The sequence below is a fragment of the Flavobacterium sp. FlaQc-48 genome, from assembly GCF_044007335.1.
Taxonomy (GTDB): domain Bacteria; phylum Bacteroidota; class Bacteroidia; order Flavobacteriales; family Flavobacteriaceae; genus Flavobacterium.
This window is the reverse complement of sequence record NZ_JBIPCR010000019.1, coordinates 1-17,387: the sequence shown is the minus strand read 5'-3', so window position 1 is coordinate 17,387 and position 17,387 is coordinate 1. Positions and strand designations below refer to the sequence as shown.

Genomic DNA, 17,387 nt, shown 5'->3' with positions numbered 1-17,387 from the left:
CAAAATGAAAGCAAATAAAATAATCCTGTATCTATTTTTCGCAGCCCTTTTTGCGAGTTGCGAAAATGAATTAAATATAGACCCTAAACAGACCGAAGATTCTTCGATCACACTTAGCACAGAAGGCGGTATAACAAATATACTGACCGGAACGTATGCCCTGGCAGCAAATGGAAATGCTTATGGCGGAAGAATTTTACTTTACGCCGATCTATTAGGGGTTAGCGGATCACTAAATACTACAGACCTCAGATGGAGAGGGACTTTTGGCGAGTTGAGACAGATGTACATTAAAACCATGTTGTCAGACAATGTAATTATTCAGGGAACCTATTCCAGATGCTACGAAATCATTAATGCTGCAAATACCGTAATCGAAAACGTTGATAAAGTAAAAGACCCGGCCAAACAAACCAGAATGGTTGGTGAAGCGAGTTTTTTACGATCTCTCGCCTATTTTGATCTTGTTCGCTTTTTTGCAAAACCGTATGTTAGTGGTCAGGCCAATACACAATTAGGAGTTGTAATAAGACCAAATGCAATCTACAACTTCAATGTTGATCTTTCAAAAGAAAGAAGTACTGTTGATGAAGTGTATAAAGTAATCATTGACGGCTTAAATGTTGCTTACACCAACCTCCCTGCCCAAAACAGCTTTTATGCAGACAAATATGCTGCAAAAGCACTACTGGCCAGAGTATATTTACAGCAAGGCAATTATGCTCAGGCAAGAGATGCCGCCAACGATGTAATCGAAAATAGCGGGCACGGATTATCTCAAACTTATGCTGCAGCTTTTAATCACGATAGCGATCAGACTGAAGATGTATTTGCGATACAAATTACCAAACAAACCGGAGTAAATGATGCCAATACCTTTTATCAGTCTGAGGACAATGGAGGTCGTGGCGGAGATTTTTCGATCAGGGACCATTATTTAGAAAAATTTAGCGATCCTGATGACAGGGCAGCTTTTAACTATGAAAATGAAGCAAACGGCAGAATATTAACTTCTAAGTTTACAGATCAGTTTTCTGATGTCACTATTATTCGTTTAGCCGAGATGTATTTAATAAGAGCCGAAGCCAATCTCAGACAAGGAACAGCTGTTGGAAACACACCACTTGACGACATCAATATTATCCGAGCAAGAGCAAAAGCAGATGATTTACTAACAGTTACCGTAGATGATATTTTACTGGAACGCGAATTAGAATTAGGAATGGAAGGTTTCTTAATTCACGACATCAAAAGAACCAAACGTTCTATTGATATTAGTGAAGACGGTGACGGATCAAGCCTGCTTCCTTATGATGCCAATAATCTGGTATTCCCTATTCCGTTAAAAGAAACTGATGCCAACAAAAAAATTACCCAAAATCCCGGCTATAGTAATTAATAAAAACAGCTGCCGGCAGATTCAGCAGATTTAAAAAAAATCATTTTAATCTGTGGTAAAAACATAAAAAAACCATTCCGCTTTTCGTGGAATGGTTTTCTATTTCCTAAGAAATTTATGATTATGCTGCAACAGCTGACGACACTAATTGTGTAGAAATTATAGACAATGTCAGGGGATCAGAATACCCTGCAAAAAACGCATTCAATACTTCCTGAAATACAGGGTGTGCACCTTCAACCTGAGCAAAAAGCGTCATAGAAGAACATAACTTACGTGCATCTAAATCCCCCATAAGAGATTCAATTGATTTTCTTCTAAAAGTCAGTAAAAGCCCGGTAATTTCAATAAGGTGTTTTGCTAAAATAGGATGATTCAAAAATTCCTTTGCTTCATTAAGATTGGCAATAGCATAATAGTTAGAAACATTACTCTTTCCCAATCCTTTTATCTGAGGAAAAATAAACCACATCCAGTGTGTTTGTTTTTTACCCTTTTTAATTTCAGAAAAAGCGGTTAAATAAAGTTTATTCTGCGCATCTAAAAAACGTGTGATATCATTATTTGAATAAGCCATTTGTAGAATTGTTGTATAAAAGTTAATAAAAACCGATTTCGTTTTGCTTCTGAAATAAAATTAAAGCCTTTTTTTAAATTGCTTTAGTTCACTTTCAAAGACATTTCAAAACTACACAGCAAGGCGACTTAAAAGATTATAGAATTTTTTTCGTTTGTTATATAATTTAAGGTTTTGCATTTAAAACAAAAAAGTTGCCGAATATTCCGGCAACTTTTTTGTTTTATACAAAGACAGATTTACTTCTTAGTCCCTGAAATCATTTAATGATTTCTCTATAATTTCAAGACAGTCCTGAATCTGAGCTTCGGTCATCACCAATGGCGGCGCTAATCTGATTTTATTACCATGAGTTGGTTTTGCCAATAATCCGTTATCTCTGAATCTTAGGCAAATTTCCCAGGCTAGATCTGAATCTTCACCACAATTAATTACAATGGCATTCAGTAACCCTTTACCGCGAACTAGCGTGATCAGGTTATTTCTTTCGGCAATTTCGTTTAAGCCTTTTCTTAAAATGATTCCCAAACGTTCTGCATTTTCAGCCAGATTTTCATCTTTAATAACTTCAAGTGCTGCAATGGCAACAGCTGCCGCAACAGGGTTTCCGCCAAAAGTCGATCCGTGCTGACCCGGTTTAATGACATTCATGATTTCATTATTACACAAAACCGCCGAAACCGGATACACTCCGCCCGAAATGGCTTTCCCTAAAATTAAAATATCAGGCTGCACATTTTCATGATGTACTGCCAATAATTTTCCGGTACGTGCAATTCCTGTCTGAACCTCATCTGCAATAAACAAAACATTATGTTGCTCACACAACGCTTTTGCTTTCGCTAAATATCCTTCAGAAGGCACATAAACCCCGGCTTCACCCTGAATAGGTTCTACCAGAAATCCTGCTATATTTTTTGACGAATCCAACGCTTTTTCAAGAGCCTCAAGATTATCGTATTCAATTTTTATGAACCCTTCTGTAAAAGGACCAAAGTTTTTACGGGCACCTTCATCATTAGAAAATGAAATAATAGTAGTCGTTCTTCCGTGAAAGTTATTTTCACAAACAATAACCTGCGCCTGATTTTCCGGAATGCCTTTTACTTCATACGCCCATTTTCTGCATACTTTAAGCGCTGTTTCAACAGCTTCGGCACCAGTATTCATGGGTAAAACTTTGTCAAAACCAAAATACTTCGTTACAAACTCTTCATAATCACCTAATTTGTCATTATAAAAAGCACGTGAAGTCAAAGTCAGTTTTTGCGCCTGATCTACCATTGCTTTCACAATTTTAGGATGACAATGTCCTTGGTTTACAGCAGAATAAGCCGATAAAAAGTCATAATATTTTTTTCCGTCGACATCCCAAACATATACACCTTCTCCTCTTTCCAGCACCACCGGAAGCGGATGATAATTATGAGCTCCGTATTTATTCTCTTTTTCTATCAAAACTTCTGATTTTGACGAAAGTGATTTTTCAGTATGTATCATGGTCTATTTATTTAAAGTGCAAAAGTATTAAAATTTATTCATTATCAAGGTCAAAAATATTTATTTTGACTTTTTAAAACCATTATTAAAGTCAAAAACAACAATTTTTACACGATAAAAAATCAATTGTTTTTATCAATGAAAGCGCATTATTCCCTTTTATCGAAAAAAATAATTACTTTTATGCAGGTAAAATTATAATTCATTACGAATATAATTTGGCAGGACATAATGTTGTCACAATGGGACAAAATTATGTTTGTCATTTTATTTTTCTGCCCGTATTTAATCTCTCCGAGATATAGGAACTATATTCGGCAAACATGAATATAAGCAATCAGCATATATTCCGTTAGGAATAAAATATCGGTAGAAAAAGAAGATCACAAACCGTTAAAAATGTTCCGTAGGGACTACATATTTACCACAACAATAAAATTAGGAGATAATTACAATACAATTTAAATAATGGATATATTAGACGAATTTGATATCAGCATCATTAAAGAATTAGAGAAAGATGGCAGAATGGCTTTTTCTGCCATTGCCGCTAATTTAAAAATATCAAATACAATGGTGCACCAACGCATTAATCGAATGATCGAGCAAGGTGTTATTGGCGGAATAAAACCCATTATTCAGGAAAAGAAAATTGGTTTTGACTGGGCTTCTTTTACCGGAATTACCCTAAATAAAGATTCCGATTCGGATCGGATTATCGAAGCGTTAAAAGATATTCCTGAAATTACAGAATGTTATTATGTAACGGGTTCTTTCACGCTTTATATTAAAATCGTGGCAAAGAATCACGAACATATGCGTAAGATTCTTTACGAAAAAATTGATAATATCCCGGGTATCGCTAAAACCGATTCGATTATTGAATTGGGTTGCGCTTTCAAACGAAATATCACTTTATAAATCTTTACTAAATGCGTTTACGAATACTAGCTTTATTTACTTTATATTTCTGTAGATCAGTACTGTTTGCGCAAATCACAGTTTCAAACCCTTCAAAAAGTGATTTTTCTGAAACATTAGCTATTTTGGCATCAGATTCGATGCAAGGCCGAAAAGCAAATCAAAGAGGCGGCATTTTAGCTGGTGATTATGTTGCTTCTAAAATGAATTCCTATAAATTAAAACCTTATAATCAAGCTCAAGACTATTTTCAGGTATTTACAATTGAAGAACATACCGTAAAAAAAACATCTTTACAAATCAAAAAAAGAAATTACAAAACGATTTCCCTTTCTCCCGAAAAGGATTTTGAAGTTATTCCAACAACAAATTCCATTCAAAAAAAACAAGCTGAAGTCGTTTTTGCATCTTACGGTTTAGAATTGTCAAAAGAAAACTACGACGATTATAAAAATATAGATGTAAAAAACAAAATTGTTGCGGTTTTAAGCGGATTCCCAAGTGATCAGGATAGCACTTCTTCAACTTATAAAAAATTAAAAAAGATATTTCCGGAAGAAAATGATTTAGAAGAAACCAAACTAAAAACCGCCATTAGTAAAGGTGCAATTGCATTAATCATCATCGAAACAGGAGAAAATTTCAAACCTCAAAACAAAGAAAATGAAGTTTTTCATTCTTTAGAAAATACAATTACAACGTCGATTCCTGTTTTTAGAATTAGCAAAAAAACAGCAGAAAATCTTTTTTCAAAAAGTGACATTCCATTAAAAAATAACCTTGCTTCTACTTCATTAAAAAATGTGAAAATCAATTTTTCAATACAATTAAAACATGAAACCTCTTATGTTGGAAATATTTTGGGTCTTATTGCGGGAAAAGACACTACAAAAACTATTATTGTGGGAGCGCATTACGATCATTTAGGAATTAAAAATGATTCGATCTACAACGGTGCAGATGATAATGCATCCGGCACTTCGGGTATGCTGGCTTTGGCTAAAAAATGGTCAGAATCAAACATAAAACCCGAGTATAACATTCTTTTTGCAGCATGGACTGCCGAAGAAATGGGACTTTTGGGAAGTCAATATTTTGTTCGGAATTTAAACGATCAGAATATCCTGCTCTGTATTAATATGGATATGATTTCGAGAAGTGCACCGGAAGATAAAACACATCGCATTCTGAGCATTGGAACCCAAAAGGAAACTGAATACTTAAAGAAAATTGCCCAGGAAAGCAACGAAAAACTTCAAAATCCATTTGCTTTAGATTTATGGGAAACTAATGGGCATTCCGGAAGTGATTATGCATCGTTTACCGCAAAAGGAATTCCCGTAATGACATTTTTTAGTGGCTTTCACGAGGATTATCACACGCCCCGGGACACTTATTCAAAAGTAGACTTAGATAAAGTAAAAGATGTTCTCTTTATTGTCAATGCCTCAATTTTGAAATTTATAGAAAATCAGCATTAACCAAACCAAAACAGTACCATGAAAAATCAGTTTCTTTTCACATTTTCGTTTCCAAAATACCTGTTGCTTTTATTTTTATGTACAGGTTATTTTTTACAAGCCCAGACACCAAAAGGAAAGCTATTCATCATTGGTGGCGGAGACCGTTCTGATGCGTTGATGAAACAGGCTTTGGCCGTTGCCGATTTAGGTAAAAAAGATTTTATCGTCGTTTTACCTATGTCAAGTGAAGAACCGGACAGTTCGTTTATTTTCTTTAAGACACAAATGGTTAAATTAACCTCAAACCCAATTGTGATGCTTAATTTTAATAGAGAAACGGCCCAAAATAAAACATTAACAGATTCCCTGCAAAAAGCAAAACTCATTTTTATAAGCGGCGGTGATCAGGTACGTTTTATGAATGTAGTGCAAAATACTCCCATAAAAACGGCCCTACAAAAAGCCTATGAAAACGGAAGCACCATTTCAGGAACCAGTGCAGGAGCAGCCGTGATGTCAGAGAAAATGATTACAGGCAACCAGAAACTACAAAAAGAATATTCCGGAACTTTTGATAATATCCGATATGACAATCTCGAAACTTCTGAAGGTCTGGGATTATTAAAAACAGCTGTAATTGATCAGCATTTTTTAAAACGAAACCGGTACAACCGACTACTTTCTGCTTTAGTTGAATTCCCTGGTTTAACCGGAATTGGAATCGACGAAAGTACTGCCATTATCGTTCGGAACAATCAAATTGAAGTAGCAGGAGAAAGTGAAGTAATTGTGGTAAGAAATCCAAAGGGAATTGTAAAAGCAAAACAAAATAACCTGATTTCGATCGAAAGCCTTCAAATGAGCATTTATACAGCCGGACAAAAATTTAATATCAAATAATCATGTTTCATTACACTAAAATAGCACCACTAAGTTTTCTCTTTTGCTTGGTTAGCCTTCAGATTACTGCACAAAAAATCACTCCAAAAGAAATCAGCCGTCTGGAGAAATTGGCACAACAGGTTTCTATTATCAGAGATCAGTGGGGAATTCCGCATGTTTACGGAAAATCAGATGCCGATGCTGTTTTTGGATTACTTTACGCGCAGTGCGAAGATGATTTTAAACGAATTGAAATGAATTATATTGAAAAACTGGGACGTCTTTCTGAACTAAAGGGACAATCGGTTTTGTACAATGACTTAGAAATCCGCCTTTTGATCGATCCCGAGGAAGCCAAATCTGATTATAAAAAAGCACCTGACTGGCTCAAAAAACTATTGAACAGTTATGCCGATGCAATCAATTTTTATTTATTCAAACATCCCGAAGTGAAACCGGCACTTTTAACGCATTTCGAACCGTGGTTTCCGCTGCTTTGGACAGACGGAAGTATTGGCGCCATAAGTACCGCCGATCTTTCAACAGGAGAATTAAAAGCTTTTTACTCCGGCAATACTGATAAAGTCGCTTATGTAGAAAGAGAAAAAAACGTACAAACAGGCTCTAATGGATTTGCTTTCTCCCCTTCTAAAACTGTCGATGGAAATGCTATTTTGTATATCAATCCCCATACTACTTTTTATTTCAGACCCGAAGTTCAGATCACCAGCGAAGAAGGCCTGAATGTTTACGGAGCCGTAACCTGGGGACAATTTTTTATTTACCAGGGCTTTAATGAAAATTGCGGATGGATGCATACGTCATCAAACGTAGATGTTGCCGATATGTATGCCGAAAAGATCAGCACCAAAAACAACAAACTATTCTACGAATTCGATACAAAGCTTTTGCCTGTTATCGAAAAAGAAATCACGATTCGTTATACCGAAAACGGAAAACTGATCCCTAAAAAATTCAAAACCTATTTTACCAACAACGGCCCGGTTATGGCGAAGCGAGATGGAAAATGGATCAGTTTAAAATCGAATAACCGCTCGATGACCAGTTTGATTCAGAGTTGGGTCAGAACCAAATCCAAAAGTTTCGAAGACTATAAAAAAGCGATGGCTTTAAAAGCAAATACATCTAACAATACGGTTTATGCAGATCGTAAAGGAAATATTGCCTACTGGCACGGAAACTTTATCCCGATACGAGATAAAAACCTCAACTGGTCAAAAGTAGTTGACGGATCGGTTTCCTCAACTCAATGGAAAGGTTTACATGAAGTCGACGAAACTGTTCATGTGTATAATCCGGTAAACGGCTGGCTGCAAAATTGCAATTCGACTCCTTATAGTGTTGCCGGGGAAAACAGCCCGAAAAAAGAAAACTACCTGCCTTATATGGCACCCGATGGAGAAAATTTTAGAGGAATAAACGCAGTCCGAATTTTCAGCAAAGGAGATCATTATACTTTAGACAAGGTTATTGCAGATGGATACGATACAAAACTATCTATTTTTGAAGTTTTGATTCCGGCTTTGATTACGGTTTTCGAGAAAAACATCAAACCTGCAGATCCTGCATACACAGAATTAATTGAACCTGTCACAATTTTAAAAAACTGGGATTATTATGCCAAAGAAAATTCAGTAGCCACTACACTGGCGGTTGAATGGGCCTATAAATTAGACCCGATTATCTTAAAAGCATACATTGACGAAGGTGAACCGGACCAGGTGGAGAATACCAAAAACTTTGCGAAGAATGCTACTGTAAAGCAACTTATTCCACAATTACAGGAAGTTCTAAAAGATCTAAAATCAAAATGGGGAACCTGGCAGGTAGCCTGGGGCGAAATCAACCGTTTTCAGCGTTCCGGCGGAGATATTGATTTAAAATATGACGATGCCCGGTCCAGCTTGCCCATTGCTTTTGGCCCGGGCTCCTGGGGAAGTTTACCTTCTTTTAAAAGCAGTTATCAAAATGGTACTAAAAAACGATACGGTTACAACGGAAACAGTTTTGTTTGTGCAGTAGAATTTGGCCCGAGAATAAAAGCAAAATCATTATTGGCTGGCGGAAACAGCGGCAATCCAGACTCGAAACATTTTAGTGACCAGGCCGAAATGTACCAAAAAGGACAATTTAAAGAAGTCTTGTTTTATAAAGAAGATGTCATTAAAAATGCTGAAAAAACCTACCATCCCGGCGAATGATTTTAATCTTATAAATTAACTAAGAAACCTCGGAAGAAATGCCTTTTGAGGTTTTTTTGTAACATAATATTTCTGATATTTGTTAAAAATTGTAAAACTATGAAAAATTCAGCCCTACTCTTATTTGCTACTATATTGTTTTCTAACACTATAAGCGCGCAATTAAAAGCTGTAAAATATACAGATGGTTCCCAGGCATTAAACGGCTTATTTGCCAAATCTGCTAAAAAAAGCAGTCAGAATCCGGGTATTTTACTTCTGCCGGCATGGCTTGGAATTGACAAAGCCTCGAAAGATATTGCCGAAAATTTATCAAAATTGGGCTATAATGTTTTCATCGCTGATATATATGGCGAAGGCAATTATCCAGCCAATACTGGCGAAGCCGGAAAACAAGCCGGTTACTATAAAAAAAATTACGAAATTTATCAAAAGCGCATCAATGCTGCCTTACAGGAACTCATAAAATCTGGTGCAAATGCGGATAATATTGTCGCTATTGGGTATTGTTTTGGAGGAACAGGAGTTCTTGAAGCAGCCCGCGGACATTTAAACCTAAAAGGTGTGGTTTCGTTTCACGGAGGCTTAGGCAAAGATGCTACCCGTCCTGTTACACCTGTAACCACAAAAGTTTTAGTTTGTCACGGTGCAGACGATCCGTTTGAATCTGCAGCAGAAATTACGGCTTTTCAACAGGAAATGCGCGATTCAAAAGCCGACTGGCAAATGATTTACTATGCCAATGCCGTTCACTCTTTTACCAATCCGGAAGCCGGAAGCGACAACTCAAAAGGTGCTGCCTATAATGCTGTGGCAGCCAAAAGATCGTTTGAACATTTGCAGCTTTTCCTGAACGAAGTATTGAAAAAATAGCACTTTATTAATAGTAATGACGCACAGATGTTACGGATTTAAACGGGTCTCAACGGATTGTATTAAAAAAAATGATCCCAGTCACAGATTGTTGTATTGACAGTCAAAATAGAATTAAAAGACTATTTTATTTAATCTGTAAAAAAAGAAACCAGCGTAAACCCTTTTAAATCCGCAACATCCGTGTGCAAAAACCAATAACCAAAACCAAATCAAACCAATTTAATAACCAATGTCACATAGTCCCATTCGAAAAGACAAAACCTGCCTGAATTGCAGGCACGTTGTGGAACAAAATTTTTGTCCTAATTGCGGACAGGAAAATACCGATAGCCGAAAAACATTTCATCATTTATTCATTCACTTCTTTGAAGATTTGACGCATTATGAAAATGCTTTTTGGAAAACCATTCGCAATTTACTTTTTAAACCTTCAACATTAACAAAAGAATATCTTTCCGGCAAAAGATTATCCTACCTTGCTCCTGTTCGTCTTTACATCTTTATCAGTTTTGTTACTTTTTTAATGATTGCATTATTTCCCGGGCACGATACTGAAATTGTCACTTCAGATAAAAATCATAAAACTGGTAAAAAAGAAATTCCTAAAAACATTTTTACAGGAAATCTGAATGATCTGCAACCCGGACATGATTTTGACAACTTTACCAGAGAAGTAGATTCCGTACAGAAGTTTGCCCCAAAAGAAAAAAAACTGGATAGTTTTAGTTATTGGGTGATTAAAAAGATTCAATATGTAAAAGACCACAATTCGAAGAAGGAAATTATCGACAAATTCACGGAATCTTTTATCCATAATATTCCTAAAATGCTGTTTATCATAATGCCATTTTTCGCATTCTTTCTATGGATTTTTCACAATAAAAAGAAATGGTATTACTTTGATCACGGTATATTTACCCTGCACTATTTTTCATTTTTACTTTTAATATTCCTGATCTTATTCATTATTCGAAGACTCGTTGGCTTATGTGGAGAAGACAGTCCGCTGACTTTTATTTCAGACATTACTGACTTTGTGGGCTTTATCTGGATGTGTTATTATTTTTATCCGGCCCATCATCGTTTTTACGGCGAAAACAGATGGGTATCGTTTATTAAAAGTTCGGTATTGTTTTTCATTAACCTCTTTTTTATTCTACTTTTACTAATCATTTATGCATTCTATACATTCCTAAACTTACATTAAACACAATATGAAAAAAATTATAATTCTATTATTAATTGGTACTGCCTTCTCCTGCAAGAATACACAGTCGGCTGTATCAAAAGACAATTCAGATCCGGGCAAATACATAAAAGTTATTTCTGAAAAAGATTTAAAAACCATGTTATATGTTGTGGCATCCGACGAAATGGAAGGCCGTGAAACCGGATCTAAAGGACAGAAAAAAGCAGGTCTTTATATGATTGAGCAATACAAGAAAAATGGTGTTTCATTTCCTAAAGGAGCAGCAGATTATTACCAACATATTCCTGCTGCTTTTTTAAACGCAAGACGCAATGAAAATTTATCCGATTCTGAGAACATCTGGGCATACATTCAAGGTTCTGAAAAACCTGATGAAGTTTTAGTAATTTCTGCACATTATGATCACGTAGGGGTAAAAAATGGCGAAGTGTACAATGGAGCCGATGATGATGGTTCAGGAACTGTAGCCGTAATCGAAATGGCAAAAGCTTTTGCAAAAGCCAAAAAAGACGGGCACGGGCCAAAACGCTCCATCTTATTCCTTCATGTAACGGGCGAAGAACACGGTTTGCACGGATCCCGCTATTATTCTGAAAATCCGTTATTCCCGATTGCCAATACGATTACCGATATTAATATTGATATGATTGGTCGCCGTGATGTAGAACATGCCAAAACCAACAATTATGTTTATGTAATTGGTGCTGACAGGCTTTCAACAGATTTGCACAATATTGTAGTAGCACAAAACGAAAAATACACCAAATTAGATTTAGATTTTAAGTTTAATGACCCTAAAGACCCAAATCATTTTTACGAGCGTTCTGATCATTATAACTTTGCAAAACACGGTATTCCGTCAGTATTTTTCTTTAACGGAGTTCATGAAGATTACCACCAAAAAGGAGATGAACCTCAAAAAATCGAATACGATGCTTTAACAAAAAGAACACAACTGGCATTTGTGATCGCCTGGGATTTAGCCAATAGAGAAAACAGACCGGTAGTTGATAAAAAGTAGGTTCAAAGCTGCAAAGGTTCTTAGGTTTCCCGAAAGGGACTGAATCTATGATTTGCGAAAATTTTACCGTAGAGGCGCACAGCAATGCGTCTTTGTAGAATCCTTAAATATCTAAAAGACCGCAACATTTTATCAAATTTACCAAACAAAAAAGGGATGAGTTTAAAAAACTCATCCCTTTTTTTATATTTACAGATCCTAAAAGAAAAATCTCAGAACCTTTGCTACTTTGAACCTTTGAACCTTCCTCTAGTCATTCATCGAGATCAAAAACTCTTCGTTATTTCTGGTTTTCTTAAAACGATCATTTACAAAATCCATAGATTCTACCGGGTTCATATCAGACAGATATTTACGCATAATCCACATTCTTTGTAATGTTTTCTCATCTAACAATAAATCATCACGGCGTGTACTTGACGAAGTAAGATCAATTGCAGGGAAAATACGTTTGTTGGCGATTTTACGATCCAACTGAAGTTCCATATTACCGGTTCCTTTAAATTCCTCAAAAATCACCTCATCCATTTTAGAACCTGTTTCAGTTAATGCAGTTGCGATAATACTTAACGAACCTCCATTTTCTACATTTCTGGCTGCTCCAAAGAAACGTTTTGGTTTTTGCAATGCATTGGCATCAACACCACCACTTAAAACTTTTCCTGATGCAGGCTGAACGGTATTATAAGCTCTTGCCAAACGTGTAATCGAATCTAAAAGAATCACAACATCGTGACCACATTCTACTAAACGTTTTGCTTTTTCCAGTACGATATTAGCAATTTTTACGTGTTCTTGCGGTTCTCTGTCAAATGTCGAAGCAATAACTTCACCACGAACACTGCGTTGCATATCAGTAACCTCTTCAGGACGCTCATCAATCAAAAGAACAATAAGATAAACTTCAGGGTGATTGGCCGCAATGGCATTGGCAATGTCTTTTAACAACATTGTTTTACCCGTTTTAGGCTGAGCGACGATCATACCACGCTGCCCTTTTCCTATTGGAGAAAATAAATCGATAATACGGGTGGAAACGGAACTGCCTTTTTCGGCTAATTTGAATTTTTCAGAAGGAAAAACCGGGGTTAAGTGTTCAAAAGAAACTCTGTCGCGAACAACTTGCGGATCGTGACCATTGATTTTAAGTACACGAACTAAAGGAAAAAACTTCTCGCCTTCTTTAGGAGGACGAACCACTCCTTTTACAGTATCTCCGGTTTTAAGACCGAATAATCTGATTTGTGACGTTGATAAATAAATATCATCGGGAGAGGCTAAATAATTATAATCTGATGAACGTAAAAATCCGTAACCATCCGGCATCATTTCAAGAACACCTTCACTTTCTATAATTCCGTCAAATTCAAAGTCTGAATCCCTGAAATTATTCTTTTTATTTTTATGGTTTGGATTTTGATTTCCGTTATTGCCATTTCCGGTACCGTTACCATTTTGATTTGGGTTCGGGTTTTGATTCGGGTTCTGGTTTTGGTTTGGATTCTGGTTTTGATTTTTATTTTGATTCGGATTGATCTTTTTTACAGGAGCAGTTCCTTCTGCTTTTTCTGAAAAATCCTTTTTTTCTTCAATTGGAGCTGTGGCAACAGTTTCTTCAGCTTGTTCTGTACCTACTTCTTTGACAGCCTCTTTTTCTTTTTGCAGTGCAACCTTTTTCTCGTAAGCTGACTTATTAAATTTTACAATTTTAGGTCCTTTTTTCTCTACTTCCTTATTTTCTATAGGTTCAGAAGCTTCTGCTTGTGGTTTTGCTTCCTCTTTTGGAGTGGCCTGGTTTTTTGAAGCCGGCTGGGCTTTTGAAACCGGTGCTGCTTTTGAAGCTGGCTTTGCAACGACAGGGGCCTGAATTTTCTCAGGAGCTTCCTCTGCTTTATCAAATTCCAGAACAGGCGCATTTTTTGAAATGGCTACTTTTTTAGCTGGAACTATTCTGGCTCTTTTGGGTTTATCATCTTCTGATGGCTCAGTTACGGCACTTACAGGCGGTGCAACTGTCGCTTCTTGATGTGCTAAAATCTGACTTATTAAAGTCTCTTTTTTAACGCCATTAAACTTTATAGTTTTAGCTAACTTAGCTATTTCTTGAAGCTCAGCAAGCTTCATTTCTTTTAATGCAGAAATATCAAACATGAATGTTCTATGAATTTAATTATTTTAAAGGAAATACTGTAAAAAGAATAGGTAGATAATTGATTTCAATTGACCGCAGTATGAAGTGCTTACGGTATTATGATGCAATAATACGAATAAAATTTAATCATACAATAGTATTTTAAAAAAAGAAAATATATTTTTGTAAAACAATTTTAGATCATGATACAACGAATTCAGACCGTTTATTTAATTCTTACCTTTTTAATCACAGGGGTTCTACTCTTTTTTGTACCACTTTGGACATTAAATAACGGTAAGGCATTTTACTTTATGCAGGATCAGTTTTATACGATCTTATTAGGGTTAAGTACTATGTTAACGATCATTAGTATCATTTCATACAAAAAAAGACAAAATCAGTTTGTAATGGGCAGGCTGAACATAATATTAAATTTAATTTTATTAGGATTGTTTGTATATCGTTCTCTAAATTTATCTGGAGATACTACTAACATTGTATCAGAGAAAGGTATTGGGATGTTTCTTCCAATTGTTGCTATCGTATTATTAGTTTTAGCTAATAAGGCCATCAAGAAGGATGAAGATCTTGTAAAATCTGTAGATCGTTTGAGATAAACCTATAAACTTAAGTTTTTTGTGCGAAGAGAACCCGAATTTTTTAATTCGGGTTTTTTTGTATTTGTATTTTTCCCTAATTCAAAACAACACCGTTAAAACAAATTAAAAAACAACTTTGTAAGATATTTTTTCCATAATTTTGTATTTCAGTTTCCAAAAATAAATATGAAACATAAAATAAGGATACATCTGGCCGATGATCATCAGGTACTTATTGACGGCTTAACTAATTTATTACAAACAGTCCGTAATTTTGAAGTTGTTGGCAGCTCAAAAGATGGCACCACTGTTTATAATGATGTGGTTCAAAACACGGCTGATATTTTAGTTTTAGATATCAGTATGCCTAAAAAAGACGGAATTGAGGTTTTAAAAGAATTCAGTGAAAAAGATTTTCCTTGTAAAGTTATTATCCTGTCGAGTTATGACGATTTAAAAATCATAAAAGAAGTCATGAAATTGGGTGCTAAAGGGTACCTCACAAAAAAATGTGCCGGCGAAAACATCATTGAGGCTATCGAAGCTGTTTTTCAGGGGCAGGACTATTTTTGTGATGCTGTAAGAGAAAAGATCTTTAACAATTTCATGCATAACAATATAAAGGTCAACAAAGATTATATTGTCGATAATCCTATCTTAAGCTCACGTGAAATCGAAATAATCACCCTGATTGCACTTGAATACAGCGGTAAAGAAATTAGCGAAGAACTCTTTATTAGTTCCCATACTGTTGAAACACACAGAAAAAACATTCTGAAAAAATTAAATATCAAAAGCACTATTGGCATCGTAAAATACGCCTTAAAAAACAACCTTATCAATACCTGATATCCTGAAAGAAGACCGTAATCTTTAAAAATTTATTTTTTTATGTCCATTTTTAGAACTTTCATAGCTTTTCTGTTCTGTATTGCCCTACACGGAAACATGGCTTATAGTCAGGAAAAAGAAACGTTAAAAGAAACGAACACTGTATCTTCTGATAGTTCAAAAGAAAATAGTATTGCTAAAACCAGCGCTCCTGAAAAAGTCAGGAATAAAAAAATAGTCAGCCTTTCTATTGTCCTTGTCGTAATACTGTTCTTTTTATTCTACTTCTTCTACCAAAATAACAAACTGAAACAAAAAATTAAACGAAAGGATATCAAGCAAAAAATACTACTTAACGTTATTAATGTGGGAATCGACACGCAGGAAATTGAGCGTAAAAAAATTGCATCGTTTTTACATGACAACATCAATTCTTTACTTTCATCAGTAGGCCTGCACCTGAATGCCTATACATCCCAAAACCATATAAAATCAGAAGAAATCCAGAAAGCAAAAGCGATTTTAGAAGAAGCACATGACTTGTTGCGTGACATGTCTCATGATTTGGTCCCTACCCTTTTAGTTCGTTTTGGATTGATTTACGCTTTAGAAGATTTATGCGAGAAAAATTCCAACTCTACTATTAATTTTGAATTTTCAAGTTCTGTTTCGACCGAAAAAAGATACAATGAAAAATTTGAAATGAAGGTTTATTTTATTGTTTCTGAATTATTCAACAATATCATCAAACATAGTGATGCCAAATTAGCCCAAATTTCACTATCCGAAGAGCGTAATCAGTTTACCATTATTATTCACGATAACGGAAAAGGTTTTAAAACTAAAAAACTACACGAAGTCGAAGGTTTTGGTTTAAACCGAATTAGGGCACGAATTAAAAAATACAAAGGAAATATCGCTATTATTTCAAAAGCAAATGAAGGTACCTTAATTAAAATTCAGGTTCCGCTTCCATAATAAAATTATTTTTTTCCAATCTCAACAATTTCCAGATCTTTAATTTTATCATCATCGATAACAAATCGCAACATGGTTCGAACCTGGTGAAATCCGCTTTTTCCGGCTGCACCCGGATTCATGTGTAATAAATTATTTTTTTTATCAAACATGACTTTTAAAATATGCGAATGCCCGCAAATGAATAATTTAGGTGGATTTGCTGCCATTTCTTCTCTTATCGCCGGATTGTATTTCCCGGGATATCCACCAATATGCGTAATCCAGACCGAAACATTCTCGCACGAAAACCTGTTATGCAAAGGAAATTCTAATCGCGCCTGTGCATCATCAATATTGCCGTAAACACAACGCAAAGGTTTTAGCTTTTTGATAGTATCCGTAACATTCAGATCCCCAATGTCTCCCGCATGCCAAACCTCATCAGCCTGATTTACATATTTTAAAATAGTATCATCAATATGACTGTGGGTATCAGAAAGGAGGAGGATTTTTTTCATTCTAAGGTACTAAGATTCTAAGTTACTAAGTTGCTGGGATTTTTTTTCTGCAGTTTCAAAGGTACAAAGGTTTTTTAAAACGCGCTAAGTTTCTAAGTTGCTGAGTTTTTTTTCGCAAAGGCACACAGCAGCAAGTCTTTCGTAACGTTTTCTTATTTTCGAACATAAAAAATCCGGTCTGCCAATGCAGACCGGATTTCTGTATCCTAACAGGTTTTTAAAACCTGTTAGGTATTATTTTTATCCCCACCTCTAAACATACCTAACAGGTCTT

The 17,387-nt window shown here is 35.5% G+C and carries 15 protein-coding genes; 11 read left to right on the top strand and 4 right to left on the bottom strand.

The window, feature by feature from the left end; genetic code table 11:
- The first annotated feature begins 4 nt into the window (after positions 1-4).
- Positions 5-1,399, top strand: a complete 1,395-nt coding sequence (locus ACHRWY_RS22740; protein WP_395357679.1) for a RagB/SusD family nutrient uptake outer membrane protein — start codon at positions 5-7, stop codon at positions 1,397-1,399.
- 121 nt (positions 1,400-1,520) lie between these two features.
- On the opposite strand, the gene ACHRWY_RS22735 is transcribed toward ACHRWY_RS22740, so the two are convergent.
- Positions 1,521-1,976, bottom strand: a complete 456-nt coding sequence (locus ACHRWY_RS22735) for a DUF1810 domain-containing protein (protein ID WP_395357678.1) — start codon at positions 1,974-1,976, stop codon at positions 1,521-1,523.
- Positions 1,977-2,222: 246 nt separating this feature from the next.
- A complete protein-coding gene (gene rocD / locus ACHRWY_RS22730) occupies positions 2,223-3,476 on the bottom strand; it encodes an ornithine--oxo-acid transaminase (protein ID WP_395357677.1) in 1,254 nt (417 codons plus the stop codon).
- Between the two features lie 468 nt (positions 3,477-3,944).
- Between rocD and ACHRWY_RS22725 the strand changes: the two genes are divergently transcribed.
- The 7 genes from ACHRWY_RS22725 (at position 3,945) to ACHRWY_RS22695 (ending at position 12,071) form a co-directional block, all read left to right on the top strand.
- Complete coding sequence (locus ACHRWY_RS22725; protein ID WP_395357676.1) at positions 3,945-4,397, top strand: Lrp/AsnC family transcriptional regulator; 453 nt, start codon at positions 3,945-3,947, stop codon at positions 4,395-4,397.
- Between the two features lie 11 nt (positions 4,398-4,408).
- Entirely contained in the window at positions 4,409-5,878 is a 1,470-nt protein-coding gene (locus ACHRWY_RS22720) for a M20/M25/M40 family metallo-hydrolase (protein WP_395357675.1), read from the top strand.
- A gap of 18 nt (positions 5,879-5,896) precedes the next feature.
- Positions 5,897-6,760 (top strand): cyanophycinase, encoded by an 864-nt coding sequence (locus ACHRWY_RS22715; protein ID WP_395357674.1) that lies wholly within the window; start codon positions 5,897-5,899, stop codon positions 6,758-6,760.
- 2 nt (positions 6,761-6,762) lie between these two features.
- Positions 6,763-8,964: a penicillin acylase family protein gene (locus ACHRWY_RS22710; RefSeq protein ID WP_395357673.1), complete on the top strand. Its 2,202-nt coding sequence runs from the start codon at positions 6,763-6,765 to the stop codon at positions 8,962-8,964.
- Between the two features lie 99 nt (positions 8,965-9,063).
- Positions 9,064-9,837 carry a dienelactone hydrolase family protein gene (locus tag ACHRWY_RS22705; RefSeq protein WP_395357672.1) on the top strand — a complete coding sequence of 258 codons (774 nt, stop codon included), beginning with the start codon at positions 9,064-9,066 and terminating at the stop codon, positions 9,835-9,837.
- Between the two features lie 232 nt (positions 9,838-10,069).
- On the top strand, positions 10,070-11,047 hold the full coding sequence (locus tag ACHRWY_RS22700; RefSeq protein WP_395357671.1) for a DUF3667 domain-containing protein: 978 nt from the start codon (positions 10,070-10,072) through the stop codon (positions 11,045-11,047).
- Between the two features lie 7 nt (positions 11,048-11,054).
- Positions 11,055-12,071, top strand: coding sequence for a M28 family peptidase (locus tag ACHRWY_RS22695; RefSeq protein WP_395357670.1), 1,017 nt, complete (start codon positions 11,055-11,057; stop codon positions 12,069-12,071).
- Positions 12,072-12,320: 249 nt separating this feature from the next.
- Here the strand turns inward: ACHRWY_RS22695 and rho are convergent, their stop codons facing one another.
- Entirely contained in the window at positions 12,321-14,222 is a 1,902-nt protein-coding gene (rho, locus tag ACHRWY_RS22690; protein WP_395357669.1) for a transcription termination factor Rho, read from the bottom strand.
- A 183-nt stretch (positions 14,223-14,405) separates the two neighbouring features.
- On the opposite strand from rho, the gene ACHRWY_RS22685 reads away from it, so the two are divergent.
- The 3 genes from ACHRWY_RS22685 to ACHRWY_RS22675 all read left to right on the top strand — a co-directional run bounded on the left by ACHRWY_RS22685 (position 14,406) and on the right by ACHRWY_RS22675 (position 16,613).
- Complete coding sequence (locus tag ACHRWY_RS22685) at positions 14,406-14,822, top strand: DUF4293 domain-containing protein (RefSeq protein ID WP_395357668.1); 417 nt, start codon at positions 14,406-14,408, stop codon at positions 14,820-14,822.
- A gap of 168 nt (positions 14,823-14,990) precedes the next feature.
- Positions 14,991-15,653 carry a response regulator gene (locus tag ACHRWY_RS22680; protein WP_395357667.1) on the top strand — a complete coding sequence of 221 codons (663 nt, stop codon included), beginning with the start codon at positions 14,991-14,993 and terminating at the stop codon, positions 15,651-15,653.
- A gap of 42 nt (positions 15,654-15,695) precedes the next feature.
- Positions 15,696-16,613, top strand: coding sequence for a sensor histidine kinase (locus tag ACHRWY_RS22675; RefSeq protein WP_395357666.1), 918 nt, complete (start codon positions 15,696-15,698; stop codon positions 16,611-16,613).
- Positions 16,614-16,618: 5 nt separating this feature from the next.
- Here the strand turns inward: ACHRWY_RS22675 and ACHRWY_RS22670 are convergent, their stop codons facing one another.
- A complete protein-coding gene (locus ACHRWY_RS22670; RefSeq protein WP_395357665.1) occupies positions 16,619-17,113 on the bottom strand; it encodes a metallophosphoesterase family protein in 495 nt (164 codons plus the stop codon).
- Positions 17,114-17,387 lie beyond the last annotated feature (274 nt).

What these genes read in the sequence shown, in the direction of transcription:
- ACHRWY_RS22740 (WP_395357679.1), top strand. Translation starts at nt 5, where the DNA reads ATGAAAGCAAATAAAATAATCCTGTATCTATTTTTCGCAGCCCTTTTT.
- ACHRWY_RS22735 (WP_395357678.1), bottom strand. Translation starts at nt 1,976, where the DNA reads ATGGCTTATTCAAATAATGATATCACACGTTTTTTAGATGCGCAGAAT.
- rocD (WP_395357677.1), bottom strand. Translation starts at nt 3,476, where the DNA reads ATGATACATACTGAAAAATCACTTTCGTCAAAATCAGAAGTTTTGATA.
- ACHRWY_RS22725 (WP_395357676.1), top strand. Translation starts at nt 3,945, where the DNA reads ATGGATATATTAGACGAATTTGATATCAGCATCATTAAAGAATTAGAG.
- ACHRWY_RS22720 (WP_395357675.1), top strand. Translation starts at nt 4,409, where the DNA reads ATGCGTTTACGAATACTAGCTTTATTTACTTTATATTTCTGTAGATCA.
- ACHRWY_RS22715 (WP_395357674.1), top strand. Translation starts at nt 5,897, where the DNA reads ATGAAAAATCAGTTTCTTTTCACATTTTCGTTTCCAAAATACCTGTTG.
- ACHRWY_RS22710 (WP_395357673.1), top strand. Translation starts at nt 6,763, where the DNA reads ATGTTTCATTACACTAAAATAGCACCACTAAGTTTTCTCTTTTGCTTG.
- ACHRWY_RS22705 (WP_395357672.1), top strand. Translation starts at nt 9,064, where the DNA reads ATGAAAAATTCAGCCCTACTCTTATTTGCTACTATATTGTTTTCTAAC.
- ACHRWY_RS22700 (WP_395357671.1), top strand. Translation starts at nt 10,070, where the DNA reads ATGTCACATAGTCCCATTCGAAAAGACAAAACCTGCCTGAATTGCAGG.
- ACHRWY_RS22695 (WP_395357670.1), top strand. Translation starts at nt 11,055, where the DNA reads ATGAAAAAAATTATAATTCTATTATTAATTGGTACTGCCTTCTCCTGC.
- rho (WP_395357669.1), bottom strand. Translation starts at nt 14,222, where the DNA reads ATGTTTGATATTTCTGCATTAAAAGAAATGAAGCTTGCTGAGCTTCAA.
- ACHRWY_RS22685 (WP_395357668.1), top strand. Translation starts at nt 14,406, where the DNA reads ATGATACAACGAATTCAGACCGTTTATTTAATTCTTACCTTTTTAATC.
- ACHRWY_RS22680 (WP_395357667.1), top strand. Translation starts at nt 14,991, where the DNA reads ATGAAACATAAAATAAGGATACATCTGGCCGATGATCATCAGGTACTT.
- ACHRWY_RS22675 (WP_395357666.1), top strand. Translation starts at nt 15,696, where the DNA reads ATGTCCATTTTTAGAACTTTCATAGCTTTTCTGTTCTGTATTGCCCTA.
- ACHRWY_RS22670 (WP_395357665.1), bottom strand. Translation starts at nt 17,113, where the DNA reads ATGAAAAAAATCCTCCTCCTTTCTGATACCCACAGTCATATTGATGAT.